The organism is Rathayibacter sp. VKM Ac-2803 (assembly GCF_009807175.1).
Lineage (GTDB): Bacteria > Actinomycetota > Actinomycetes > Actinomycetales > Microbacteriaceae > Rathayibacter.
Window position 1 is genome coordinate 1,292,221 of record NZ_WUCD01000001.1, and the last position, 22,344, is coordinate 1,314,564.

Here is a 22,344-nt window from a genome sequence, read left to right on the forward strand (position 1 = left end):
TCAGGCGGTCGCGCGGCGGCGACGCGCCACGACGAGTCCGCCGGCACCGGCGGCGACGAGCAGCGTCGCGACGAGGGCGGCAGCGCCCGTCTCGACACCGGTCTCGGCGAGGCGCGCGCCGGTCTTCGTGCCGGTCTTGGTGCCCGTGTTCACGACGGGGGCGACGGCGACGGGCGTCGGGGCGGGCGTGACCTCGGGAGCCGCGGCGGCCCCTCCGTCGAGGGTCGCGCTCGTGAGGATGCGTCCGTAGGAGTCCATCAGCGCGACCGTGTGCGGGTCGGTGGTGTACTCGGCGCCGATCGTCGTCGTGACAGATCCGCCCACGATCGGCGCGGAGCCGATGGTGGTCGGCTCGGAGTAGATCACCGTGGACGTGGTCTGGCCGTCGAGGTCGCCCCCGGTCGCCCAGTACAGGTCGGAGAACGTGAGGTCGAAGGCCTCGCCGACGTAGTAGCTCGAGGGCGAGAGGGACGCGACGGTCAACGGCACGATCGAGGTCTCGAGGGCGTCGAGGGTCGGCGCGCTGACGGTCGGCACCGTACCGTCGACGGCCGAAGTACCGGCCGCCGGGTCGACGTCGAACTCGATGGCTCCGCCGCGGTAGATGGCGGCGGTGACCTGCGGGTCCGGGAGCTCGAGCCCGGTGTGCGGTGCGCTCGGGCTGAAGAAGTAGAGGTTCACCGGACCCGCGAAGTTCTGGACGGTGGCGTCGCCCTCGGCGTCGAGCGAGGCCTTCTCGAGATGCCAGACACCGCCGTTGTCCTTCTCGGACTTGGGCAGCTGCGACTGGACGAAGACGTCGTAGCCCGCGTAGTCGGGGCCGGCATCGACCGTCAGCGTGCCGCCGTTGTGGGCGATCGCCTCGGCCAGGTCGTCCGATTCGGCGGCGGTGGCCGGCGTCGCCGCGAGCAGGGCGAGTCCGAGAGTGGCCGCGGTGGCGGCGATGGCGCCGCGCGTGCGAGGGCGTGCGAGAAGTGTCATGTGGTGCTGTCCCCCCAAGGGATCATGGCTCTCACCTGCGAGAGCGCTCAGCCAGAGTGGCGGAAGCGGGCTCCTCGAGCAACACCCTCGAGAGGGATGTCGGCAGGTGGAGGGAAGCGGTACCGCACCGCCCTGCTGTCCTGTGTCAGGCGGTCACGCGGCGACGCGCCACGACGAGTCCGCCGGCACCAGCGGCGACGAGCAGGGTCGCGATGAGGGCGGTGGAGCCCGTCTCGACGCCGGTCTCGGCGAGGTGCGCGCCGGTGGAGGTGCCCGTCCTGGTGCCCGTGTTCACGACCGGAGCCGCGGCGACCGGAGTCGTGGCGGGCGCGGCCTCGGGAGCCGCCGTTGCGCCTCCGTCGAGGGTCGCGCTCGTGAGGATGCGTCCGTACGAGTCCATCAGCGCGACCGTGTGCGGGTCGGTCGTGTACTCGGCGCCGATGGTCGTGGTGACCGCTCCGCCGGCGATGGCCGCCGTGCCGATCGTCGTCGGGTCGGAGTAGATCACCGTGGACGTGGTCTGGCCGTCGAGGTCGCCCGGTCCCGCCCAGTAGAGGTCCGAGAACGTGAGGTCGAAGGCCTCGCCGACGGAGTAGCTGGAGGGCGCGACGGACGCGTTGGTCAACGGCGTGATGTAGACCTCGAAGTTCTCGAGAGCCGGCGGCGTCACGCTCGGGACTGCTCCGTCCACTTCGGCCGTCCCGGCGGCGACGTCGACGTCGTACTCGATCGACTCGCCACGGTAGACGGCGGCGGTCGCATCCGGCTCCGGCAGCTCGAGTCCCACGCTCGGGGAGCTCGGGCTGAAGAAGTAGAGGTTCACGGGGCCGGCGAAGTTGTACACGAGCGCGTCGCCCTCCGCGTCGAGCGACGCCTTCTTGATGACCCATTCGCCCGAGTCGCCCCTCGCTCCGTAAGGGAGCTGCGCCTGAACGAAGACGTCGTAGCCCGCGTACTCGGGGCCTGCGTCGATCGAGATGCCGCCGCCGTTGAAGAAGATGGCGTCGTCCCAGTCGGAGGGGTTGTCAGCGTCATCGGCGGTGGCCGGCGTCGCCGCGAGCAGGGCGAGTCCGAGAGCGGCCGCGGTGGCGGCGATGGCGCCGCGCGTACGCGGGCGTGCGAGAAGTGTCATGTGGTGCTGTCCCCCCGAGGGATCGCGGCTCTCACCTGTGAGAGCACTCAGTCACGATCCCGTACACGGGGACGACTCCGCAACAGCCGCACGGGGATGTCGTCCGACGGTCCCGGACAGGGGCCACGAAGGGGGCGCCCGACGCGGGCCTCGAACAGAGGGCTCCGAACACCCTCACGCCCAGGGCGAACAGGGGGTCCGACCGGGAGGACCGCTGGTTACAGTCGATCTATCGGAGCCCACCCCTGCGGGTTCTGTAGGGAGTGACAGCATGTTCGAGAGATTCACCGATCGCGCACGGCGCGTCGTCGTCCTGGCCCAGGAAGAGGCCAAGATGCTCAATCACAACTACATCGGCACGGAGCACATCCTGCTCGGGCTGATCCACGAGGGCGAAGGAGTCGCCGCCAAGGCGCTCGAGTCCCTCGGCATCTCGCTCGACGCGGTGCGCGAGCAGGTCCAGGACATCATCGGCCAGGGGCAGCAGCAGCCCACCGGCCACATCCCCTTCACGCCGCGTGCGAAGAAGGTCCTCGAGCTGTCGCTCCGCGAGGCGCTGCAGCTCGGCCACAACTACATCGGGACCGAGCACATCCTGCTCGGCCTCATCCGCGAGGGCGAGGGCGTCGCCGCTCAGGTCCTCGTCAAGCTCGGAGCCGATCTCAACCGCGTGCGCCAGCAGGTCATCCAGCTGCTCTCGGGGTACCAGGGCAAGGAGCAGGTCGCCGTGGGCGGTGAGCAGCAGCAGCCCCAGGGCGGCTCGCAGATCCTCGACCAGTTCGGCCGCAACCTCACCCAGGCCGCGCGCGACAACAAGCTCGACCCGGTCATCGGGCGCGAGAAGGAGATCGAGCGGGTCATGCAGATCCTCTCCCGCCGCTCCAAGAACAACCCCGTGCTGATCGGCGAGCCCGGCGTCGGCAAGACCGCCGTCGTCGAGGGCCTCGCCCAGGCGATCGTCCGCGGCGACGTCCCCGAGACGCTCAAGGACAAGCAGCTCTACACGCTCGACCTCGGCTCGCTCATCGCCGGCTCGCGCTACCGCGGAGACTTCGAGGAGCGCCTCAAGAAGGTGACGAAGGAGATCCGCACCCGCGGCGACATCATCACCTTCATCGACGAGATCCACACCCTCGTCGGCGCAGGGGCCGCTGAGGGCGCGATCGACGCCGCCTCGATCCTCAAGCCGCTGCTCGCCCGCGGCGAGCTGCAGACGATCGGCGCGACCACGCTCGACGAGTACCGCAAGCACTTCGAGAAGGACGCCGCGCTCGAGCGCCGATTCCAGCCGATCCAGGTCGCGGAGCCGTCGCTGCCCCACACGATCAACATCCTCAAGGGGCTGCGCGACCGCTACGAGGCGCACCACAAGGTGTCCATCACCGACGGTGCGATCGTCTCGGCGGCCAACCTGGCCGACCGCTACATCAGCGACCGCTTCCTTCCCGACAAGGCGATCGACCTGATCGACGAGGCCGGCGCGCGCCTGCGCCTCTCGATCCTCTCGGCACCGCCCGAGCTGCGCGACTTCGACGACCGCATCGCCGTCGTCCGCGCCGCCAAGGAGGCCGCGATCGAGGACCAGGACTTCGAGAAGGCCGCGTCGCTCCGCGACGAGGAGAAGCAGCTGCTCGGTGAGCGCCTGCGCCTCGAGAAGAAGTGGAAGTCGGGCGACGTCAAGGCGACCGGTGTCGTCGACGAGGGCCTGATCGCCGAGGTCCTCGCACAGGCGACCGGCATACCGGTGTTCAAGCTGACCGAGGAGGAGTCGTCGCGACTCGTCTTCATGGAGAAGGCGCTGCACCAGCGCGTCATCGGTCAGGAGGAGGCCATCGCGGCCCTCTCGCGCACCATCCGCCGCACCCGCGCGGGTCTCAAGGACCCCAAGCGCCCCTCCGGGTCGTTCATCTTCGCCGGCCCCACGGGCGTCGGCAAGACCGAGCTGGCCAAGGCGCTCGCCGAGTTCCTCTTCGACGACGAGAACGCGATGATCTCGCTCGACATGTCGGAGTACGGCGAGAAGCACACGGTCTCGCGGCTGTTCGGTGCCCCTCCCGGCTTCGTCGGCTTCGAGGAGGGTGGACAGCTCACCGAGAAGGTGCGTCGCAAGCCGTTCAGCGTGGTCCTCTTCGACGAGATCGAGAAGGCCCACCCCGACATCTTCAACTCGCTCCTCCAGATCCTCGAGGAGGGTCGTCTCACCGACGGCCAGGGGCGCGTCGTCGACTTCAAGAACACCGTCATCATCATGACCACCAACCTCGGTGCTCGTGACATCGCCGGTGGTCCCGTCGGGTTCCAGATCGAGGGCGACAACGCCACCGGCTACGACCGCATGAAGGGCAAGGTCAACGAGGAGCTGAAGAAGCACTTCAAGCCCGAGTTCCTCAACCGCGTGGACGACGTCATCGTCTTCCCGCAGCTGTCGAAGCCGGAGCTGCTCCAGATCGTCGACCTGTTCATCAAGCGCCTGGGCGACCGTCTGCTCGACCGCGACATGACCGTCGAGCTGACGCAGTCGGCGAAGGAGCGCCTCATCGAGGTCGGGTTCGACCCGGCCCTCGGAGCGCGCCCCCTCCGCCGCGCGATCCAGCGCGAGATCGAGGACCAGCTGTCCGAGCGGATCCTGCACGGCGAGCTGGGTGCGGGCGACCACATCCACGTCGACTTCGTCGCGAACGGCTTCGTCTTCACGACGACTCCGCGGCTGATCTCGATCAGCGCCGGTGCGACGACCGGGGCGGCGACCGCCGGCTCGGCGACTCCCGACCTGATGGCGTAGCACCGACTGTTCACAGCGGCTGAAGGCCCGTTCCTCCTCGGAGGGGCGGGCCTTCGTCGTGCCGCGACCGGTCGCGCGCCCGCGGCTCTAGGCTTGTCGGATGGCTGATTGGAAGTACCCGGTGCGCCGGGCCCGCACGAGCGACGTCCCCTTCATCCAGGAGCTGAGCGAGCCGCTGGTGAACGAGCGCGTCCTGCTCGGCAAGGACCGCGTGGTGCTCTACGGCGCGGTGCAGGAGTTCCGGATCGCCGAGGACGGCGAGGGCAACCGGATCGGCTGCGGCGCCCTGCACGTGATGTGGGACGACCTCGCGGAGGTGCGGACGCTGGCCGTCGCGCAGGACTGGCTCGGCAAGGGGGTCGGGCACCACATCCTCGAGCGGCTCGAGAACGACGCCCGCGAGCTCGGGCTGTCGCGGCTGTTCTGCCTCACCTTCGAGGTCGACTTCTTCTCGCGTCACGGCTTCTCGCCGATCGGCGAGAAGGTCGTCGATCCCGAGGTGTACGCCGAGCTCCTGCGCTCTCCCGACGAGGGCGTGGCCGAGTTCCTCGACCTCGCGCGGGTCAAGCCGAACACGCTCGGCAACACCCGCATGCTGAAGACGCTCTGACCGCACGGGCGTCGTAGCCTGGGCGGGTGACTCCGCCGCCCCGCCGACTGCCCTCCCGGGTCTACCGGCGACGCAGGGCGGGAGTGCTGCTCGCGCTGGTCGTGATCGTCGCCGGGATCGCCGTGGTGCTCTCGCTGCAGCCGTGGGCGGGTGCGCGCTCGACGGACGCGAGTGGGAGCCCGGCGGCCTCGTCCCTGCCGACCCTGTACCCGTCGACGGACCCGGGCGGCACGCCGGTCGCGGCTCCCGAGTGCACCGCGGCCTCGGTCGCGGTGACCGCGGTGACGGATGCGACGAACTACGCGGCGGGCGTGGATCCGCAGCTCTCGCTCTCGCTGGCGAACATCTCGAGCGCCGACTGCGTGATCAACGCGGGCACGAGTCAGCAGGTCTTCACCATCACGAGCGGCGCGGACCAGATCTGGACGTCGACCGACTGCCAGACCGGAGCGGCCGACCTCGAGGTGCTGCTCCAGGCCGGGCAGTCGGTGATGGGCAGCTCGCTCACCTGGGACCGCACGCGCTCCTCGCCCGACACCTGCTCCGGCGGTCGCGAGGCCGTGGCGGCCGGGGGAGCGGCGTACAACCTGTCGGTGTCGGTGGCGGGGATCGCCTCGGGATCGACGACGCAGTTCCTGCTGCAGTAGGAGACCGGGTAGCCCATTCGGGGGACGAGTCGAGCTTGCGCCGCGCGTAGCATCGCTGGCATGACGAGGACGCCCGGGATCCCGACCGCGACGATCGGGAGGCGGTGGGCGCGCCCGCGATCGGTGCTCGCGGCGGGTCTGCTGGCCGGGGCGCTGCTCGGTGCGGCGCTCGCGGCCGGGGCCGCGACTCCCGCAGCCGCCGTCGGCGCCCCGGCCTCTGCGGTCGCTGTCGGACTGCGCGCCGGCGTCGACGACTTCCGCTTCTCGGACTACTCGGCGGTGTTCCGCCTCGGCCGGGACGAGGCCGGGCGCTCCACACTGACGACCACCGAGACGTTCGTGGCCGAGTTCCCCGACGCGGACCAGAACCGCGGCATGCAGCGCGCGATCCCGCTCGAGTACGAGGGGCACCCGACCGACGTTCGGATGATCTCGGTCACCGACGGCGACGGCGCTCCGCGGCCGTTCGAGACCGAGAGCGACGACGGCATCCTCCTGGTCACGAGTGCGGAGGACGACTTCGTCCGCGGCAGCCGGACCTACGTCTTCACCTACACGCAGCGCGACGTCACGCTGCCCGCCTCCGGGACGGACAGCGGGCAGGACGAGTTCTACTGGGACACGAACGGGACGGCCTGGCGGCAGCCGTTCGACCGCTTCGACATCCGTATCGAGCTCGACGAGGGTCTCGCGGACGCGGCGACGGGCACCGCGAGGTGCTACCGGGGTGTGGCGGGCTCGACCGACGGCTGCACGATCGACGGCGGCGACGGCGTGCTGACCGCCTCGGGGAGCGACCTGTCGCCGGGTGAGAACGTGACCGTGGCGCTCGGATTCGCTCCCGGCACCTTCACTCCGCGCGACGACTCCTACCTCGCCTCCGGGTGGGCCTGGCTGCAGCTGGCCGGTGTGCTGCTGTCTCTCGGGGCGCTCGTCCTCGCCGCCGTCCGGCGGGCGACGGTGCTGAAGGACGCGGCGGGGCGTCCGACGGTGATCGCCGAGTACGAGCCCCCGGCTGCGGGGATCTTCCTCTCGGCCGCCCTGCGCGGCAAGACGGCGAAGGCGCCGGCGGCCGCGTTCATCGATGCGGCGGTGCGCGGTCTGGTGCGGATCGAGGAGGCGGAGGGGTCCAAGCGCCGGCCTGCCTTCGTGTTGCGCGTCGAGGATCCGGCGACGATCCGTCCTCGCCGGCAGCCGGTCCCGGTCGCCGAGGACGACCAGCGCTTCCTCGACATCGCGTTCGGAGAGTCGCCGCGGCCGGGCGTGGTGCGCGACCTGTCCGAGAAGGACAAGGCCTTCGGCAAGGAGGTCTCGGCCTTTCTGACGACCGTGCCCGCTCGGGCGACGGAGGCGGGGCTGCGCCGGCCGCGCACGGTCGGCGGTTCGGTGCTCGTGATCCTCGCCGCGCTGTTCGGCTTCATGGCCGCGGTGGTCGGCGGGGCGATCCTGCTCGATGGGTCGTTCGGCGGGGCGCTCCCGCTGATCCTGCTGCTGCTGTCGCTGGTCGCGGGTGTCGTGTCGACCGTGCTCGTGTCGAAGGTGCCGCTGACGGCGGCCGGGGCGGAGCTGCGGGATCATCTCGCGGGCCTCGAGCTGTACATCCGGCTGGCGGAGCAGGACCGGCTGGCGATGCTGCAGTCGCCCACGGGTGCGGAGCGTCGCCAGGTGGGGACGATCGATGTCGTCGAGGTGACGGAGCGCCTCCTGCCGTGGGCCGTGCTGCTCGGGCTCGAGTCGCGGTGGGCGGAGGCCCTGGCCCTCGTGTACGAGCGGGCGGGCGCGGATCCGGTCTGGTACTCGGGGACGAGCGGGTTCCAGGCGGCGGCCTTCGCGGGCAGCGTCTCGTCGTTCTCGTCGTCGGCGTCGAGCTTCGTCGGGTCCTCCTCGAGCTCGTCGAGCGGCGGTGCCGGGGGCGGCGGCAGCTCGGGCGGCGGCGGTGGCGGAGGCGGCGGGGGCGGCGTCTAGACCGTCACCGATCGGGGTCAGCGGTCTGCGGCGGGCGGGCCGGGGCCGTCAGCCGCGCGCGCCGGCCGGGATCCGCTCGGGCACGGGCACGAGGGCGTGGGTGATCGCGCTCGACAGGGTGAACGCGCCCGAGTCGAGGTGCGAGGAGTGGCCGAGGCGGGTGGCCTCGTTCGCGCGCTGCTTGGCTCCGGAGGCGGGGCGGATGTCACCGGAGAGGCTGATCTCGCCGAAGGCCGCGATGCCGGGGCGCAGCGGTGTGTAGGCGTGGGCGGAGGCGATCGCGACGGCGATGGCGAGATCGGCCGCCGGCTCCATCAGCTTCACGCCGCCGACGGTCGAGACGTAGACGTCGCAGCGGCGCAGGGGGATGCCCGCCTGGCGTTCGAGGACGGCGAGGATCATCGCGACCCGGGAGGCGTCGACTCCGTTCGTCACCCGGCGGGGGTGGTCGCCGTCGTTGGCGATGACGAGCGCTTGGATCTCGACGGGCAGGGCGCGGCGGCCCTCCATCGCGACGGTCACGCAGATGCCCGGGGTGGGGAAGCGGGTGCGGCTGAGGAAGAGGCCGCTCGGGTCGGGGATCTCGGCGATGCCCTCGGCCGTCATCTCGAAGCAGCCGACCTCGTCGGTCGGGCCGAAGCGGTTCTTGAGCGAGCGGACGAAGCGGAGCGCCGTCTGCCGGTCGCCCTCGAAGTGGCAGACGACGTCGACCAGGTGCTCGAGGAGACGGGGGCCGGCGATCGAGCCGTCCTTCGTGACGTGGCCGACGAGCACGAGGGGGAGGGCGCGCGCCTTGCAGACCCGGATGAGCGTGGCCGCGACCTCGCGGACCTGGCTCGGGCCGCCGGGCAGCCCGTCGACGGTGTCGCTCGCGACGGTCTGCACCGAGTCGACGATCAGGAGGTCGGGCAGCACCTCGTCGATCTGGCCGAGGACGGTCGCGAGATCGGTCTCGGCGGCGAGGTAGAGGCTGTCGTGCATCGCCCCGGTGCGCTCGGCGCGCATCCGCACCTGCGCGGCCGACTCCTCCGCACTGACGTAGAGGACGCGCTGGCCCTCTGCGGCGGCGCGCGAGGCGACCTCGAGGAGGAGCGTGGACTTGCCGACCCCCGGCTCGCCCGAGAGCAGCACCACGGCACCGGCGACGATGCCGCCCCCGAGCACGCGGTCGAGCTCGCCGACGCCGGTGGGGCGGTGGTGGGCGCCCGACGTGGTCGGGATCTGCGTGATCGGCCGCGCCGCGCGGGCGGCGGTCGGGGCGACGGCGGCGACGGCGCGGACGATCCCCGTGCGCTCGGTGCTCTCGACGACGGTGCCCCACTGCTGGCACTCGCCGCAGCGGCCCGCCCACTTCGCGGCGGTCCAGCCGCACTCGGAGCAGCGGAAGGCGGCGGTGCGCGTCTTCGAGGAGGCCATGAGGTCCTTTCGGGAGCGGAGTGCGGAGACGGAGTGCGGGGACGGCGAGCGAGGGAGGCGGGCCGATGGGGTGAGGTTAGGCGCCGCCTCCGACATCGGCCGCGATTCGAACGTGTCTTCGACAGTACCGTCGACCGCCGACACTCGGACGCGCCGCGCCCGGTGCCGGGGAGAACGCCCCCGCGTCGCGGCCTGTGGAGTTCGAACGCGCTCCGAGCGGCACCCCGGCAGTGTCGGCGGTCTGCGGAAGACTGACCCCATGGCGTCGACAGTGCATCTCCTCAAGTCCGGCCGCTCCCTCGGGGTCAGCTGGTCCGGCTCCGAGAGCGCCGAGCATGTGGTGGTCCTCGCCCACCCGGCGCCGGGCGCGGCCCACTTCGACCCCGACCCCGAGGCGACCGCGCGGCACGACGTGCGCCTGCTCTCGTTCGACCGGCCGGGCTACGGGGCCTCCTCGCTGCTCACCGATCTCGATCCCGCGGGCGCGGGGGTCGGCGCGAGCCCCGAGCAGGCCGCCGCCGACATCGCCGAGTACCTCGCGACCATCGGGGTCGCCTCCGTCGCCGCTGCGGGCTGGTCGGCGGGCGGTCGCGTCGCCCTCGCCCTCTCGGCCAACTACCCGGGCCTGGTCGAGCGGGTCGCCGTCATCGCGACTCCCGCCCCCGACGACGCGGTGCCGTGGGTCGGCGACGACAACCGCGCGATGCTCGAGGCGTGGCGCGATCTGCCGCTCGCCGAGGCCGTCCGCCGGCTCACCGCGACGCTCGACGGCGCCTTCGGCCCCGCGCCCGACCCGGCGGCGATGCTCGGGATGCTCGGCGCCTCCGAGGCGGACGCGTCCGTCCTCGAGCTCCCCGGGGTCCGCGACCGGCTGCTGCGCATGCTCGAGCGCGCGGCCGCCCAGGGCAACCTCGGCTCGGCCGCCGACATCGTCGGCTACACACTCCAGGAGTGGGGCTTCGCCGTCGAGGGCGTGCCCTCGCCCGCACTCCTCCTCTACGGCGCCGAGGACGCGGTCGTCGGCCGCGTGCACGGCGAGTGGTACGCCGCCCGCCTCCTCGATTCGCGCCTCGAGGTCGTCCCCGACCGTGGGCACCTGGTCGCCGTCTCCGAATGGGGCCGCGTGCTCGACTTCCTGCTCCCCGGCAGCGCCTGACCCTCTCGATTGGCGCGGCTCCCGGCCGTCGCGTACACTCTTCCCCGGTACCGTGTCCGAGCGGCCGAAGGAGCATGTCTCGAAAACATGTGTGGGCTTGCGTCCACCGTGGGTTCAAATCCCACCGGTACCGCCACGAGAAGGCCCCCGCACCTCAGTCAGCTGAGGCGTCGGGGGCCTTTCGCTTGCCTCCGGTGACGGAGCGCAGCCCCTGCTGAGGGAACCCCGGACCGTCGAGGGGATCCGCTGCTCGGGGCTCCCTCGACGGTCCGGGGTTCCCTCATTGTGAGAAGCGCCGGGAGGCGGCAGCGTGCGCGAGCAGGGTCGCGGCGACTCCGACGGCCACGCCGATCGCGGTCTCGAGGGCGCGGTCGCGCAGGAGGACGAGCTCATCGGTGCTGTGCGCCAGCTCGACCATGAGGATGGCGAGCGGGGTCACGAAGGCGAGGGTGAGGCCGTAGTTGCGGCCGACGACGAGCTCGGCGGTCATCTGGAGGAGCACCACCACGACGATCGTCGCGAGGGGGGAGAGGGGCAGGGCGAGGAGGGCGGCGGCGATCGCGACTCCGACGATCGTGCCGAGCATCCGGTGGCCGGCGCGGACGAGGCGGGCGGTCGCGTCGACTCCCGAGACCGCGGCGACGGCCGAGACCATGGCCCAGTAGGGGTGGCCGAGGCCCGTCGCCGTCGGGATCGCTCCGGCGATGAGCACGACCGCGCCGAAGCGGATCATCGCCGCGCGGGTCGACGGGCGCGCCGCGGCGGCGCGGAACGAGGTGTGCCACGGGGTCGGCGCCAGGCGGCGGGCGCGGGGCGACGCGATGCCGCTGACTCCGATGACGAGCGCGAACGCGGCCGAGCCCGCGGCCAGGGCGAACGCCTCCGCGATCCGCGACGGGTCGACGGGGACCGACGCGCAGGCGGTCACGGCGAACACCGGGAAGAGCGGACCGGGCGGGTGCCAGTGCAGGGCGTCGCTGAGATGGGCGGCGGCCGCCGCGACGACCGTGACCACGGGGATGATCAGCCACTCCCGCTGCGGGGAGAGGGCCACCGCCGTGCCGATCGTGACCACCGCCACGAGGTAGGCCGCCGCCGAGAGCTGCATCGCGAGCCGCGGGCGGTGGGTGTGCTGACGGCCGTAGAGGGCGGTGAACGAGCCGAAGGTCGCGTAGAGCGCGAGGTCGGTGCGGCCGATCGACCAGAGCGCGAGGAGCGGCACGGCGATCGAGACACCGGCGCGGATCGCGACGCGGTGGGCGCCGGCGTGCGGGCCGAAGGCGATCAGCTCGCGGGGGTGGGGCAGGGCGGTGGAGACGGGCATCAGGTCCTCGGGTGGCGCGGGATCCGAGCGGCGGCGGTCGGCGTGATACTTCACGGGTGAAGCAGTTATACTTTACCCGTGAATGATCAGCAGCGCGATGCCGTCGACGAAATCCGGGAGGGATGGGCGCTCCTGCGTCCCGAGCTCGACACGGAGGCGGTCGACGTCGTCGGGCGGCTGATCCGCGCGTCGGCGCTGATCGTGCGGGCGACCGAGGAGCGGCTGGCGGGCTTCGCGCTGACGCGCGGCGAGTTCGACGTGCTGACGACGCTGCGGCGGGCGGGGGAGCCGCAGTCGCCGACGGTGCTGCGCACGATCGGGCTCGCCAGTGCTCCCGCGATCACCAAGCGGGTGCAGGCGCTCGAGAAGCGGGGGCTGGTGGCGAGGTCGGCGAACCCCGCCGACGGGCGCGGCGCCCTCATCGCACTGACCGCTGACGGCGCCGCACTGATCGATCTCGCGTTCCCCGAGGTGCTGGCGGTCGAGCGCGCCCTGATCGCCGGAGTCGAGCCGAGCGCTCGCAAGGAGGCGGCGCGCTCCCTCCGCGCCGTGCTCGCGAGCGTGGAGACGGCCTCGACGCCGTGATCGCCGCGGCTACCGTGGACGCATGCGCCTGACCTCGAGCTTCACCGTGGCCACGCGACCGCCGCTGCTGCAGCTGGTGAAGACGGCGGCGGCGACGGTCGTGACGTGGATCGTCGCGGGGCTGATCTTCCCCGACACGCTCCCCGTGTTCGGTGCGATCGCGGCCCTCCTGGTGGTCGCTCCGAGCGTGAACCAGTCGTTCTCGAAGGCCCTCGAGCGCAGCGTCGGCGTGATCGTGGGCGTCGTCGTCGGCTCGCTGATCGGCACGCTCTTCGGCGCGGACAGCACCATCGTGCTGCTGGCGATCGTGGCCGCGATCGCGGTCGGCTGGGCCATCCGGCTCACCCCCGCCTCGGCGGTGCAGATCCCGATCAGCGCGATGCTCGTGCTCTCGGTCGGCTCCGTCACGCCGAACTACGCGTTCGACCGGATCATCGAGACGCTGATCGGCGCGGTGATCGGAGTCGTCATCAACGGCGTGATCGTGCCGCCGGTCACCCTCGCGCCGGCCGAGCGGGCGGTCGGCGACCTGACGACCCAGCTCGCGGCCGCCCTCGACGACCTGGCCGACGCGCTGGAGCGGCCGGTCGCGAGAGCGCGCCTCGACGAGCTGCTGATCAACGCCCGGCTCCTGCAGACCATGCAGCGCAAGGCGGAGGAGGCCATCGCGACCGGCGAGGAGTCGCTCCGGTTGAACCCGCGCCGCTCGGCGCACCGCGACCGGCTCGTCGCGCTCGACTCGGTCACGCCGCGCCTCGCCCGCATCGTCACGCGGGTGCGCGGGATGACCCGGACGGTGCACGACCTCTACGACCCCGACCTGGTTCGCGAGGCGACCATCGCGGACATCGCGACGCAGCTGCACCGCGCGGCGCACGACCTGCGGCTGCTCGTGCAGTCGTCGGTGGCGGTGCCCGAGCCGGAGGCGATCACCGACGAGCTGCCGGCGCTGACGGCCCCGCTCGTCATCGCGACACCGCATCCGGAGCACTGGATCCTGATGGGGGCGCTCGCCGAGGACCTGCGGCGCATCCGCGAGGAGATCGTCGGCGAGGAGTCCTGAGGCTCAGTCGAACGCGGGGGTCGTCTCGGACGGGCCGGCCGATTCGCTCGACGGCCGAGCTGCGTCGTCGTCGCGGAGCGCCGCGGGGTCTGTCGCCTCGGCGTGCTGCGTCTTGCCTTCGGCGATGAGCGAGTCGTCGTCGAGGAGGATGCCGGCGAGCTCGGTCACCCGCCCGCGGACGGCTCCGAGCGGGTCGGGGACCGCGGCGTCCTCCTGGGAGCGGTCGACCTCGTCGTCGGGGAAGCGCCGGAGCTCGGTCTCGCCGCGATCGGGCTGAGGTGCGCGTGCGTGCTCGACGCAGAGCCGCGCCACCTCCTCGGCGTGGGCGTGCATCACCGAGTGGGAGGCGTCGGGGATCTCCCACGCGCGGGCGTGCGGGATCGACTCGGCGAGCTCCTCGACCCACTCGCGCGGCACCAGCCGATCGAACTCGCCGCGGATGAGGAGCGTCGACGCGCGGATCCGGGGCACCGTCTCCTCGATGGGGTAGTGCATCATCTCGGGCAGCACCCGCGAGAACCAGCGCGGGCCGCAGAGGAGGTAGGCGGCGGCGGCGAGGACCGCCACCTTCGGCGGCTCGCGGACGCTCGACTGGGCGAAGCGGAGCCCGGCGACGGGGACTCGCCGCTCGTGCCGGTTCATCACGGGGCCCAGCAGCACGATCGTCGTGAGCTCCGGGCGCCGTGCGGCGAGCTCGGCGACGACCTGGGTGCCCATCGAGTGCCCGAGGACGACCGGGTCGTCGAGCCCGAGCTCGTCGATGACGGCCCCCACGAGCTCGGCGTAATCGGTGATGCCCATCCGCTCGGCGTGCGGCGGGTGCGGCACGCCGCCGAAGCCGGGCAGGTCGAGGGCGTGCACCGGGCCGAACTCGTTGAGCGCGGGGGCGAGCCGCTCGAAGTAGGTGGCCGCGACTCCGATGCCCGGGACGAGCACGAAGGTGCGCTCGCCGGAGCGGCCGACCGTGCTCACCCGCGCCCAGACGCGGCCGTGATGGACCCGCTGCACCGAGACGTCGGTGCTCGTGAAGCGCCGTCTCGGATCGCGACGCCGCGAGCGGGTGGTCGCGAAGACGTCGCGGGCGCCGTCGCGGAGGCTGGCGGCGAGGGTCCGGAGGGGGCGGCCTGGTCGGGGCACGGGCGCCTCCTCGGGTCTGAGTGGGGATCGGTCGGAGCGAGCCTAGGCGGTGGACGGGCGGCTCAGATCAGCATCTCCTCGGATCTGTGGAGGACGAGCCGGGCGGGGCCGAGGTGGAGGACTCCGTTCACGAGGGGCGAGCAGCGGACGCCGCCGCGCCTCCGCATCGCTCTGTGCGCCCCCGGCGCGAGCGAGACGTTCATCCACGCGCAGGGGTTCGCCGGTCGACCGCCCTGGAACTCGATCCGCTCACCGCTCTGCTCGAGCGCGAACGTGCGGCCCGCGAGCGCGTCGATGTCGGCGCCGCGGACGACGATGTTGCGGCGGACGTCGGCCGGATCGAAGGGGGCGGTGCCGAGCTCGGCGGCGACGTGCTCGAGCGACTCGATCGCGAAGAGGGTCACGGCGGCGGTCCGGTGCGCGCGCTGCGCGAAGTAGCGGTCGCCGACGATGCCGAGGCCTGCGCGGATCTCGATCCGGTCGGGCTGCTCGTTGCCCTCGGAGGGGATGGGGCCGTCGGCGGGGCGGCCCTCGAAGCGGTGCAGGGGCGAGACGACGAAGCGCACGAGCTCGATCGCGGCGGCCTCCATGTCTGCCACGCTACGACACAACGGGCCGGACCCGGCTCGAGTGGCGCTGGCTCCGCCGGGTGCCGGCCGAGCATGCCCTGGGAGTGGGGCGTGTCTGAGCAGGCCCTCAGATACCGTCAGGGGAGGTGGCCCCCGCCTCCTGTCGCTCCGTGCCCCGTCCCCTCGTCCCCCCGCGAGTCGCGACGACGGCCCGACCCTCTCCCGCCGCGCGGTCGCGCCTCCGCGACCGCCGCATCCGCCTCCCCGCACCACTCGCCTCCCGCCCCGAAGGACCCACCCCGATGAAGACCTCCCCGTGCGGACCACGTGCCGCCACGCGCGACGAGGTGCTCGTCGCGGTCGTCGACGCCTGCCTCCTCGGCGACGCCACCCTCCAGTCGCACATCGACGAGCTGTGGTCGGCGCTGCCCGACGCCGAGCGGATGCGGCAGCTGCAGGCGCGCCTGCGCACAGAGGTCGAGGCCGCGCGCAGCCTCCTCGAGGCGGCGGCGGATCCGGAGTGGTGGCGCGACGCGAGTGCGGAGCGCGTCGCGTCGGCGTGCGCGGCCGCCCGGATCTGGAGCGAGGGCGACCCGGTCTGCGCCGATCTCGAGCGCCGGGTCTCCTCGCACCTCCGACGCGTCTGGGGCATCGACCTCGCGTCCGTCGGATGACGCTCCGCCGTCGCTGCGGGGTGCCCCGGCGAGACAGGTTCTGACAGAACCCTTCACGGACCTGTCGGCGGCTCCTACGGTTCGAGGTATGGACCATCGAGCAGAGGCACGCGAGTTCCTGGCGTCGCGCCGCGGGCGACTCACGCCGGAGCAGGCCGGCGTCGAGCCGAGCGGAGGGCGCCGCCGTGTCGCCGGGCTCCGCCGCGACGAGGTCGCCCGGCTGGCCGGCGTGAGCGTCGACTACTACACCCGCCTCGAGCGCGGGAACCTCTCGGGCGTGTCCGACTCGGTGCTCGACGCGATCGCCCGGGCCCTGCACCTGGATCGCGCCGAGCACGATCACCTCTGCGATCTCGCGCGGACGGCGAACGAGGCGGGCGTCCGCTCCCGGTCGCGGACCCCGGTCGTGGCGACCGTCCGGCCCGAGGTGCAGTACCTGCTCGATGCGATCACGGGCGCCCCGGCCTTCGTCTCGAACACGCGGATGGACCTGGTCGCCGCGAACGCGCTCGGCTTCGCGCTCTACTCCGAGATGTACCGGAGCACCGCGCGGCCCGCGAACCACTCCCGCTTCATCTTCTTCGACCCGCGCGCGCACGCCTTCTACCCCGACTGGGAGCGGGCGGCCGACGTGAACGTCGCGATCCTGCGCCGCGACGCGGGCCGGAACCCGCACGACGCGCAGCTCGCCGCCCTCATCGGCGAGCTGTCGATGCGCAGCGACGACTTCCGGACCCGGTGGGCCGAGCACAACGTGCGCCGCCACTACACCGGCCTCAAGCAGTTCCAGCACCCGGTGGTCGGCCTGCTCGAGCTGACCTTCCAGGTGAGCGAGCTGCAGGACGACCCCGGCCACTCGATGACCGTGTACCCGGCGGTCCCCGGCAGCGCCTCCGACGACAAGCTCCGGCTGCTCGCCACCTGGGCCGCCACCGAGGACGTCGCGCGGCTCACCGCCGGCTCCTCGAGCTGACCCCTCCCTCTTCTCCCCACCGCCGATGACGGCACGGCTCCTCGTTCGCGCGGAGCCGCCCCGAGCCCTCGAAGGACCCCATGACCTCCACTGCGCCCGTGAGCCTCCCCGACGCCGACGACCGGGCAGAGCCCCGGACCATGCCCTGGCTCGCGCTCGCCCTCCTCGCCACGATGGGGTTCCTCCTCGTCGCCGCCGAGACGATGCCCGCGGGGCTGCTCCCGGTGATCGCCGAGGGGATGGGGACCAGCGAGGGGACCGTCGGTCAGTTCATCAGCGTCTGGGCGCTCGGCACGGTGATCGTCACGATCCCGGCGATCAGCCTCACGCGCGGGTTCCGCCGGAAGCCGCTGATCCTGGTGGTCATCGCCTGCCTGATCGTCGCCAACACCGTCACCGCGCTGTCGAGCGACGTCGTGGTGTCGCTCGTGTCGCGCTTCTTCGCCGGAGCCTTCACCGGGATCATCTGGGGGATGCTCGCCGCGTACGGGCGGCGGATCAGTCCGCCCCGGCGAGCGGGCCTCGCGCTGTCGATCGTCTCGGTCGGCGCTCCCGTCGGCTTCGCGCTCGGTACGCCGCTGGGCGCCTGGCTCGGGACGACGTTCGACTGGCGCTGGTCGTTCGGCGGGCTGAGCCTGATCGCGCTGGTGACGTTCGCGCTGATCGCACTCTTCGTCCCGGACGCGCCCGGCCAGCCGAGGACCGCCGCGGGGAGCCTGCCGCTGGCCCGCGTCTTCGCGATGCCCGGCGTGGCGATCGTGTGCCTGACGATCTTCGTCTGGATGCTCGCGCACAACACCATCTACACCTACATCGCGCCGTTCCTCCGCGAGGGCGGCTCGGGCCTCGGCCCCGATCTCGTGCTCCTCGTCTACGGCGTCTCCTCCATCGTCGGAGTCGCGATCACGGCGGCCGTCATCGACCGCTTCCCCCGGGCGCTGCTGCACCTGAGCGTCGCGGTGTTCGTCCTCGCGGGGCTGATCCTGCTCGTGGGGCGCGGTGCTCCGGCCGTCGTGCTGGTGGCGAGCGTGCTGTGGGGCGTCTCGTTCGGCGGCGCCTCCGCGCAGCTGCAGTCGGCACTCAGCCGCTCGGGCCGCGAGAACTCGGACGTCGCGAACTCGTTCCTCCCCGTGGCGTTCAACCTCGCGATCTTCGGGGCGGGGGTGCTCGGGGCGGTCCTGCTCGAGAGCTTCGACGCGCTGGTCCTCGCGGTGCTGATGGCGGGGCTCGGCGTGATCGCGCTCCTGATCACGCTCTACGGGCGCCGCTCGGCCTTCACGGTGGATCACCTCGATGCGCGCTGACGCGGTGCTCGTCCGCGGCGCGCGCCTGCTCCTCGCGCCCCTCGGCGTCCTCGTGCTGACGGTGTCGGGATGCAGCGCTCCGGGCGACGACACTGCCGAGCCTGCGACCAGTGCGTCGACGGCTCCGGCTGCACCGACACCGTCCGACTCCGGGCCGCCGGCCACCGCCGCACAGCAGTCCTCCGCAGCCCCGACCGCCCTCATCCTCCGGTTCGGCGACCTCGAGATCGAGGCGACGCTCGACGACTCCGTCGCCGCCCGGTCGCTGCTCGCGCAGCTGCCGGTCACCCTCGACTTCCGCGACTACGGCGGGCAGGAGAAGATCGCGACGCTCCCCGCGCCGCTCGATCTCGGCACTGCGCCCGATCGAGCCGCCGCCCCCGCCGGCACTCTCGGCTACTACGCCCCCGACCAGGGGCTCGTCCTCTACTACGACAGCGTCGGCGCCTACCCCGGCATCGTCCCCCTCGGTTCGTTCGACGCGGTCGAGGCCCTGCAGGACGCGAGCGACGGACCCGTGGAAGTCCGGGTCCGCGACTGACCGCCGCGCCGAACCCTCGGAGGACATCGCCGATGAACGACTTCCCGGACAGCCGTCCGCAGAACGCCGCTACGACCGCCCTCGTCTCGCGAGACGTGGCGCGCACGGCGATCGCCGAGGCCTGCCGAAGCGGTGACGCGACCCTGCGCGCCCACATCGACGAGCTCCGGTCGGTCGTGTCCGATCCGGAGGCGATGCGCAGCGTGCTCGCCCGCTACCGCGGCGAGGTCGAGGCCGCCCGCGCCCTCCTCGAGAGGGCGGTCGAGCCCGGGTGGTGGACCGCGGTGACGGTGGAGGAGCTCAGCGCGGCCTGCACGGCAGCGCGGATCTGGAGCACCGGAGACCCGGTCTGCACGGACCTCGAGCGCCACCTCCACTCCCACCTCCTGCGGGTGTTCGGAGTCGACGTGGCCTCTCTCGTGCGCGGCTGAGCGGCATTCAGCAGCTGCACGCCTCTCGCCGTGCGGGCGCACCTCAGTGCGCGAGCGCGCCCCTGCGGGTGATCGTCCAGACGAGCAGGGCGAGGGCGATCACGGCCAGGGCGGCGAGCATCACCGCGACCCAGCCGCCCAGCTGCCAGAACGCCCCGGCGAGCGCGGACCCGACGGCGCCGCCGACGAAGTTGCCCCCGATGAAGGCGGTGTTGAGGCGGCTGCGGGCGGAGGGGTCGATCGACACCATCCGGGTCTGGGCGAGGATCTGGACGGACTGGAGGCCGAGTCCGAAGACGATCGCTCCGATGATCAGGACGACGATCGACGTCGACCCGAGGGCCGAGACGGCGAGACCGGCGAAGGTGATGGCGAGCCCGATGCCCAGCGCGGGGACGAAGAGCCCGCGGTCGAAGAGCCTGCCGACGCGCTGCGCGGCGAGGGCGCCCACGACTCCCACCAGGCTGACCGCGCCGATCAGCGACACGGAGTAGCCGAAGGCGGGAGACGACAGCAGGAACGTCATGCCCGTCCAGAACATCGTGAACACGCACATCGCCGAGGCGCCGATGAGCATCGTCACCTGCACGGCCCGGGTCCCGGTGATCGTGCGGAGGACCGAGAGCAGCAGGCGGCCGTACGGGACGCTCGGTCGCGCCTCGAGACGGGGGAGGCGGGGCGCGAGGACGGCCGCCACGACGAGCATGATGACGGCGGCCATGACGAACACCGCGCGCCAGCCGAAGTGCTCGGCGACGACACCGCTGAGTGCTCGGGCGACGAGCAGGCCGATCATGATTCCGGCGGCGACGGTGCCGAGCACGCGGCCGCGCTCGTCGTCGCGGGCGAGGTCACCGGCGAGCGGGATGAGGACCTGCCCGGCGACCGCGCTGAATCCGATCAGGCCGAGGGATCCGAGGAGCACCGGATAGGTGGGGGCGGCCGCGGTGGCGAGCAGGAGCGCGGCGGTGAGGACCATCAGGCCGGGGATGAACCGCCTGCGGTTCACGGTGTCGCCGAGGGGCAGCAGGAGGAACACGCCGAGGGCGTAGCCGACCTGGGTGACCGTGACGATCAGACCCGTGGAGGCGGTGGAGACGGAGAAGTCCTCGCCGAGGATGCCCAGCAGGGGCTGCGCCCAGTAGAGGTTGCCGACGGCGGCGCTGGCGGCGACGGCGAACAGCAGGGTGAGCCCGCGGCTCATCCCCGGCGCTGCGGTATCGCGGGGGGAGGTGCTCATGGACTTCGTTCCTCTCGTCCGGGGGTCTGCGTCATGTCGAGCCGAGGCCGCCGCCGAAATCCAACGCTGACGTTGGTCTTCAAGCTAGTACTGTGGGAGGCAAAACACAACGCCAACGTTGGAGAACGGGAGCGGGACTCGGATGGCATGGGACGTCGAGGGCACCAAGCGCAGGATCCTGGCGGCGGCGGCGCAGGAGTTCACCGAGCGGGGACCCGACGCGACGACGATGGAACGGATCGCCCGGATCGCCGGCGTCAACAAGGAGCGGGTCTACAACTACTTCGGCAGCAAGCCGGAGCTGTTCGCGGCCGTGCTCCGCGAGAAGCTCGCCGTCGTCGCGGAGACCATCCCGATCGAGTCGTCCACTCCCGAGGGGATCGGCGAGTACGCCGGCCGCCTCTTCGACTACAACCGCGCGCACCCCGAGCTCGTCCGCCTGGTGCTGTGGGAGGCGCTGTCCTTCCCCTCCGAGGTGCCGGAGGAGCAGCAGCGCCGCTCCTACTACGCGCAGAAGACCGCCGCGCTGGCCGAGGCGCAGAGCGCGGGATCCCTCACCCCGGGGCTCCCGCCGGAGCATCTGAACTTCCTGCTCCTCGCTCTGGCCGGCTACTGGTACGCGGTGCCGCAGGTCGCGCGCATGATGACCGAGTCGGGCGGCGGGGCCGAGATCGATCGACGGCGGGCCGGAGTCGTCGAGGCCGCCCGACGTCTCGTGACGCCCGAGGGAGCCGTCCCGCCCCGGTCGCCCGAGGCGTCCTGATCACCTGTCCAGGAACGCGAGGTGCTGCGGGGAGTAGCGCTCGCCGCTGACGCCCACCCGGCGGGCGAGGCCGTCGAGGTCGGCGAGCTCGTCGGGGGAGAGGGTGACGCCGGTCGATCCGGCGTTCTCCTGGATGCGGGAGGTGCGGCGGGTGCCGGGGATCGGCACGATCCAGGGGTGCTGCAGGAGGAGCCAGGCGAGGGCGATCTGACCCGGCGGCACCTCCTTCGCGCTCGCCAGCTGCACGACGTGGTCGACGAGCGCCTGGTTCGCGGCGAGGTTCTCGGCCTCGAAGCGCGGCACCCGCCTCCGGATGTCGTCCTGGGAGAAGGACGTCGCCGTCGTGACGCCGCCGGTGAGGAAGCCCTTGCCGAGCGGGCTGAAGGGCACGAAGCCGATGCCGAGCTCGCCGAGCACGGGCAGCACCTCGGCCTCGGGGTCGCGGGTCCACAGCGAGTACTCGCTCTGCACCGCGGTGACCGGGTGCACGGCGTGCGCGCGGCGGATCGTCGCGGCCGACGCCTCCGACAGCCCGAAATGGCGGACCTTGCCCTCGGCGACGAGCTCGCCGACGGTGCCCGCGACGTCCTCGATCGGCACGGCGGGATCGACCCGGTGCTGGTAGAAGAGATCGAGCACGTCGGTGCGCAGCCGGCGGAGCGACGCCTCGGCGACCCGGCGGATCTGCTCGGGCCGGCTGTCGAGCCCGACGCTCGCGCCGTCGACGATGTCCCAGCCGAACTTCGTCGCGATCACGACCTCGTCGCGGACCGGCTCGAGGGCCTCGCCGACGAGCTCCTCGTTCGAGTACGGGCCGTAGACCTCGGCGGTGTCGAAGAAGGTGACGCCGAGATCCACGGCCGAGCGGAGGACGCCGATCATGTCGTCGCGGCTGCCGGGGTTGGGGCCGTAGCTCTGCGACATCCCCATCGCGCCGAGTCCGACGGCCGAGACGGTCAGGCCCTGTCCGAGTACGCGGTCGTGCATGGTGGTCTCCTTCGTCGATCCGATCGGTTCAGGGCCGACCCTACGGAGCTCTCCCGTCCTCGGG

At 72.3% G+C, this 22,344-nt stretch carries 21 protein-coding genes and 1 tRNA gene; 14 read left to right on the forward strand and 8 right to left on the reverse strand.

Going from position 1 to position 22,344, the window contains the following annotated elements:
* Positions 1-981 carry an LPXTG cell wall anchor domain-containing protein gene (locus GRS96_RS06000; RefSeq protein WP_159988000.1) on the reverse strand — a complete coding sequence of 327 codons (981 nt, stop codon included), beginning with the start codon at positions 979-981 and terminating at the stop codon, positions 1-3.
* A 145-nt stretch (positions 982-1,126) separates the two neighbouring features.
* On the reverse strand, positions 1,127-2,113 hold the full coding sequence (locus GRS96_RS06005) for a hypothetical protein (RefSeq protein ID WP_159988001.1): 987 nt from the start codon (positions 2,111-2,113) through the stop codon (positions 1,127-1,129).
* Between the two features lie 271 nt (positions 2,114-2,384).
* Between GRS96_RS06005 and GRS96_RS06010 the strand changes: the two genes are divergently transcribed.
* The 4 genes from GRS96_RS06010 (at position 2,385) to GRS96_RS06025 (ending at position 8,117) form a co-directional block, all read left to right on the forward strand.
* Positions 2,385-4,895, forward strand: coding sequence for an ATP-dependent Clp protease ATP-binding subunit (locus tag GRS96_RS06010; protein ID WP_159854754.1), 2,511 nt, complete (start codon positions 2,385-2,387; stop codon positions 4,893-4,895).
* A 100-nt stretch (positions 4,896-4,995) separates the two neighbouring features.
* Entirely contained in the window at positions 4,996-5,505 is a 510-nt protein-coding gene (locus GRS96_RS06015) for an amino-acid N-acetyltransferase (protein ID WP_159988002.1), read from the forward strand.
* A gap of 26 nt (positions 5,506-5,531) precedes the next feature.
* Positions 5,532-6,152 carry a hypothetical protein gene (locus GRS96_RS06020; protein ID WP_159854750.1) on the forward strand — a complete coding sequence of 207 codons (621 nt, stop codon included), beginning with the start codon at positions 5,532-5,534 and terminating at the stop codon, positions 6,150-6,152.
* A 60-nt stretch (positions 6,153-6,212) separates the two neighbouring features.
* Positions 6,213-8,117 (forward strand): DUF2207 family protein, encoded by a 1,905-nt coding sequence (locus GRS96_RS06025; RefSeq protein ID WP_159988003.1) that lies wholly within the window; start codon positions 6,213-6,215, stop codon positions 8,115-8,117.
* Between the two features lie 48 nt (positions 8,118-8,165).
* On the opposite strand, the gene radA is transcribed toward GRS96_RS06025, so the two are convergent.
* On the reverse strand, positions 8,166-9,533 hold the full coding sequence (radA, locus tag GRS96_RS06030) for a DNA repair protein RadA (protein WP_159988004.1): 1,368 nt from the start codon (positions 9,531-9,533) through the stop codon (positions 8,166-8,168).
* A 259-nt stretch (positions 9,534-9,792) separates the two neighbouring features.
* Between radA and GRS96_RS06035 the strand changes: the two genes are divergently transcribed.
* Together GRS96_RS06035 and GRS96_RS06040 are read left to right on the forward strand one after the other, a co-directional pair.
* A complete protein-coding gene (locus GRS96_RS06035) occupies positions 9,793-10,689 on the forward strand; it encodes an alpha/beta fold hydrolase (RefSeq protein ID WP_159988005.1) in 897 nt (298 codons plus the stop codon).
* 46 nt (positions 10,690-10,735) lie between these two features.
* Positions 10,736-10,825: transfer RNA gene (locus GRS96_RS06040), tRNA-Ser, on the forward strand.
* A 144-nt stretch (positions 10,826-10,969) separates the two neighbouring features.
* Here the strand turns inward: GRS96_RS06040 and GRS96_RS06045 are convergent.
* Positions 10,970-12,013: an FUSC family protein gene (locus GRS96_RS06045; RefSeq protein WP_159988006.1), complete on the reverse strand. Its 1,044-nt coding sequence runs from the start codon at positions 12,011-12,013 to the stop codon at positions 10,970-10,972.
* A 78-nt stretch (positions 12,014-12,091) separates the two neighbouring features.
* Between GRS96_RS06045 and GRS96_RS06050 the strand changes: the two genes are divergently transcribed.
* Positions 12,092-12,598: a MarR family winged helix-turn-helix transcriptional regulator gene (locus tag GRS96_RS06050; protein ID WP_159988007.1), complete on the forward strand. Its 507-nt coding sequence runs from the start codon at positions 12,092-12,094 to the stop codon at positions 12,596-12,598.
* Between the two features lie 22 nt (positions 12,599-12,620).
* Entirely contained in the window at positions 12,621-13,661 is a 1,041-nt protein-coding gene (locus tag GRS96_RS06055; RefSeq protein ID WP_159854739.1) for an FUSC family protein, read from the forward strand.
* Between the two features lie 3 nt (positions 13,662-13,664).
* Here GRS96_RS06055 and GRS96_RS06060 read toward each other — a convergent pair whose 3' ends face one another.
* Both GRS96_RS06060 and GRS96_RS06065 read right to left on the reverse strand, forming a co-directional pair.
* Positions 13,665-14,798 (reverse strand): alpha/beta fold hydrolase, encoded by a 1,134-nt coding sequence (locus GRS96_RS06060; protein WP_159988008.1) that lies wholly within the window; start codon positions 14,796-14,798, stop codon positions 13,665-13,667.
* A gap of 62 nt (positions 14,799-14,860) precedes the next feature.
* Positions 14,861-15,388 carry an MOSC domain-containing protein gene (locus GRS96_RS06065; RefSeq protein ID WP_159989239.1) on the reverse strand — a complete coding sequence of 176 codons (528 nt, stop codon included), beginning with the start codon at positions 15,386-15,388 and terminating at the stop codon, positions 14,861-14,863.
* A gap of 281 nt (positions 15,389-15,669) precedes the next feature.
* Here GRS96_RS06065 and GRS96_RS06070 point away from each other — a divergent pair, with 281 nt between their 5' ends.
* From GRS96_RS06070 to GRS96_RS06090, 5 genes are all read left to right on the forward strand, one after another.
* The gene (locus GRS96_RS06070) at positions 15,670-16,041 is read left to right on the forward strand and encodes a hypothetical protein (RefSeq protein WP_159988009.1); all 372 of its coding nucleotides are present in this window, start codon (positions 15,670-15,672) and stop codon (positions 16,039-16,041) included.
* Between the two features lie 88 nt (positions 16,042-16,129).
* A complete protein-coding gene (locus GRS96_RS06075) occupies positions 16,130-17,014 on the forward strand; it encodes a helix-turn-helix transcriptional regulator (RefSeq protein ID WP_159988010.1) in 885 nt (294 codons plus the stop codon).
* Between the two features lie 80 nt (positions 17,015-17,094).
* Positions 17,095-18,318: an MFS transporter gene (locus GRS96_RS06080; RefSeq protein WP_159988011.1), complete on the forward strand. Its 1,224-nt coding sequence runs from the start codon at positions 17,095-17,097 to the stop codon at positions 18,316-18,318.
* Positions 18,308-18,859 (forward strand): cyclophilin-like fold protein, encoded by a 552-nt coding sequence (locus GRS96_RS06085; RefSeq protein WP_159988012.1) that lies wholly within the window; start codon positions 18,308-18,310, stop codon positions 18,857-18,859. The genes GRS96_RS06080 and GRS96_RS06085 overlap by 11 nt, the downstream gene beginning before the upstream one ends.
* 32 nt (positions 18,860-18,891) lie before the next feature.
* Complete coding sequence (locus tag GRS96_RS06090; protein ID WP_159854729.1) at positions 18,892-19,290, forward strand: hypothetical protein; 399 nt, start codon at positions 18,892-18,894, stop codon at positions 19,288-19,290.
* 43 nt (positions 19,291-19,333) lie between these two features.
* Here the strand turns inward: GRS96_RS06090 and GRS96_RS06095 are convergent, their stop codons facing one another.
* Positions 19,334-20,530 carry an MFS transporter gene (locus tag GRS96_RS06095; protein WP_204162041.1) on the reverse strand — a complete coding sequence of 399 codons (1,197 nt, stop codon included), beginning with the start codon at positions 20,528-20,530 and terminating at the stop codon, positions 19,334-19,336.
* A gap of 142 nt (positions 20,531-20,672) precedes the next feature.
* Here GRS96_RS06095 and GRS96_RS06100 point away from each other — a divergent pair, with 142 nt between their 5' ends.
* Positions 20,673-21,293, forward strand: a complete 621-nt coding sequence (locus GRS96_RS06100; RefSeq protein ID WP_159988013.1) for a TetR/AcrR family transcriptional regulator — start codon at positions 20,673-20,675, stop codon at positions 21,291-21,293.
* On the opposite strand, the gene GRS96_RS06105 is transcribed toward GRS96_RS06100, so the two are convergent.
* The gene (locus tag GRS96_RS06105; RefSeq protein WP_159988014.1) at positions 21,294-22,280 is read right to left on the reverse strand and encodes an aldo/keto reductase; all 987 of its coding nucleotides are present in this window, start codon (positions 22,278-22,280) and stop codon (positions 21,294-21,296) included.
* Positions 22,281-22,344 lie beyond the last annotated feature (64 nt).

What these genes read in the sequence shown, in the direction of transcription:
- GRS96_RS06010 (WP_159854754.1), top strand. Translation starts at nt 2,385, where the DNA reads ATGTTCGAGAGATTCACCGATCGCGCACGGCGCGTCGTCGTCCTGGCC.
- GRS96_RS06085 (WP_159988012.1), top strand. Translation starts at nt 18,308, where the DNA reads ATGCGCGCTGACGCGGTGCTCGTCCGCGGCGCGCGCCTGCTCCTCGCG.
- GRS96_RS06005 (WP_159988001.1), bottom strand. Translation starts at nt 2,113, where the DNA reads ATGACACTTCTCGCACGCCCGCGTACGCGCGGCGCCATCGCCGCCACC.
- GRS96_RS06035 (WP_159988005.1), top strand. Translation starts at nt 9,793, where the DNA reads ATGGCGTCGACAGTGCATCTCCTCAAGTCCGGCCGCTCCCTCGGGGTC.
- GRS96_RS06105 (WP_159988014.1), bottom strand. Translation starts at nt 22,280, where the DNA reads ATGCACGACCGCGTACTCGGACAGGGCCTGACCGTCTCGGCCGTCGGA.
- GRS96_RS06015 (WP_159988002.1), top strand. Translation starts at nt 4,996, where the DNA reads ATGGCTGATTGGAAGTACCCGGTGCGCCGGGCCCGCACGAGCGACGTC.
- GRS96_RS06000 (WP_159988000.1), bottom strand. Translation starts at nt 981, where the DNA reads ATGACACTTCTCGCACGCCCTCGCACGCGCGGCGCCATCGCCGCCACC.
- GRS96_RS06055 (WP_159854739.1), top strand. Translation starts at nt 12,621, where the DNA reads ATGCGCCTGACCTCGAGCTTCACCGTGGCCACGCGACCGCCGCTGCTG.
- GRS96_RS06025 (WP_159988003.1), top strand. Translation starts at nt 6,213, where the DNA reads ATGACGAGGACGCCCGGGATCCCGACCGCGACGATCGGGAGGCGGTGG.
- GRS96_RS06080 (WP_159988011.1), top strand. Translation starts at nt 17,095, where the DNA reads ATGACCTCCACTGCGCCCGTGAGCCTCCCCGACGCCGACGACCGGGCA.
- GRS96_RS06045 (WP_159988006.1), bottom strand. Translation starts at nt 12,013, where the DNA reads ATGCCCGTCTCCACCGCCCTGCCCCACCCCCGCGAGCTGATCGCCTTC.
- GRS96_RS06070 (WP_159988009.1), top strand. Translation starts at nt 15,670, where the DNA reads ATGAAGACCTCCCCGTGCGGACCACGTGCCGCCACGCGCGACGAGGTG.
- GRS96_RS06065 (WP_159989239.1), bottom strand. Translation starts at nt 15,388, where the DNA reads ATGGAGGCCGCCGCGATCGAGCTCGTGCGCTTCGTCGTCTCGCCCCTG.
- GRS96_RS06095 (WP_204162041.1), bottom strand. Translation starts at nt 20,530, where the DNA reads ATGAGCACCTCCCCCCGCGATACCGCAGCGCCGGGGATGAGCCGCGGG.
- radA (WP_159988004.1), bottom strand. Translation starts at nt 9,533, where the DNA reads ATGGCCTCCTCGAAGACGCGCACCGCCGCCTTCCGCTGCTCCGAGTGC.
- GRS96_RS06100 (WP_159988013.1), top strand. Translation starts at nt 20,673, where the DNA reads ATGGCATGGGACGTCGAGGGCACCAAGCGCAGGATCCTGGCGGCGGCG.
- GRS96_RS06075 (WP_159988010.1), top strand. Translation starts at nt 16,130, where the DNA reads ATGGACCATCGAGCAGAGGCACGCGAGTTCCTGGCGTCGCGCCGCGGG.
- GRS96_RS06090 (WP_159854729.1), top strand. Translation starts at nt 18,892, where the DNA reads ATGAACGACTTCCCGGACAGCCGTCCGCAGAACGCCGCTACGACCGCC.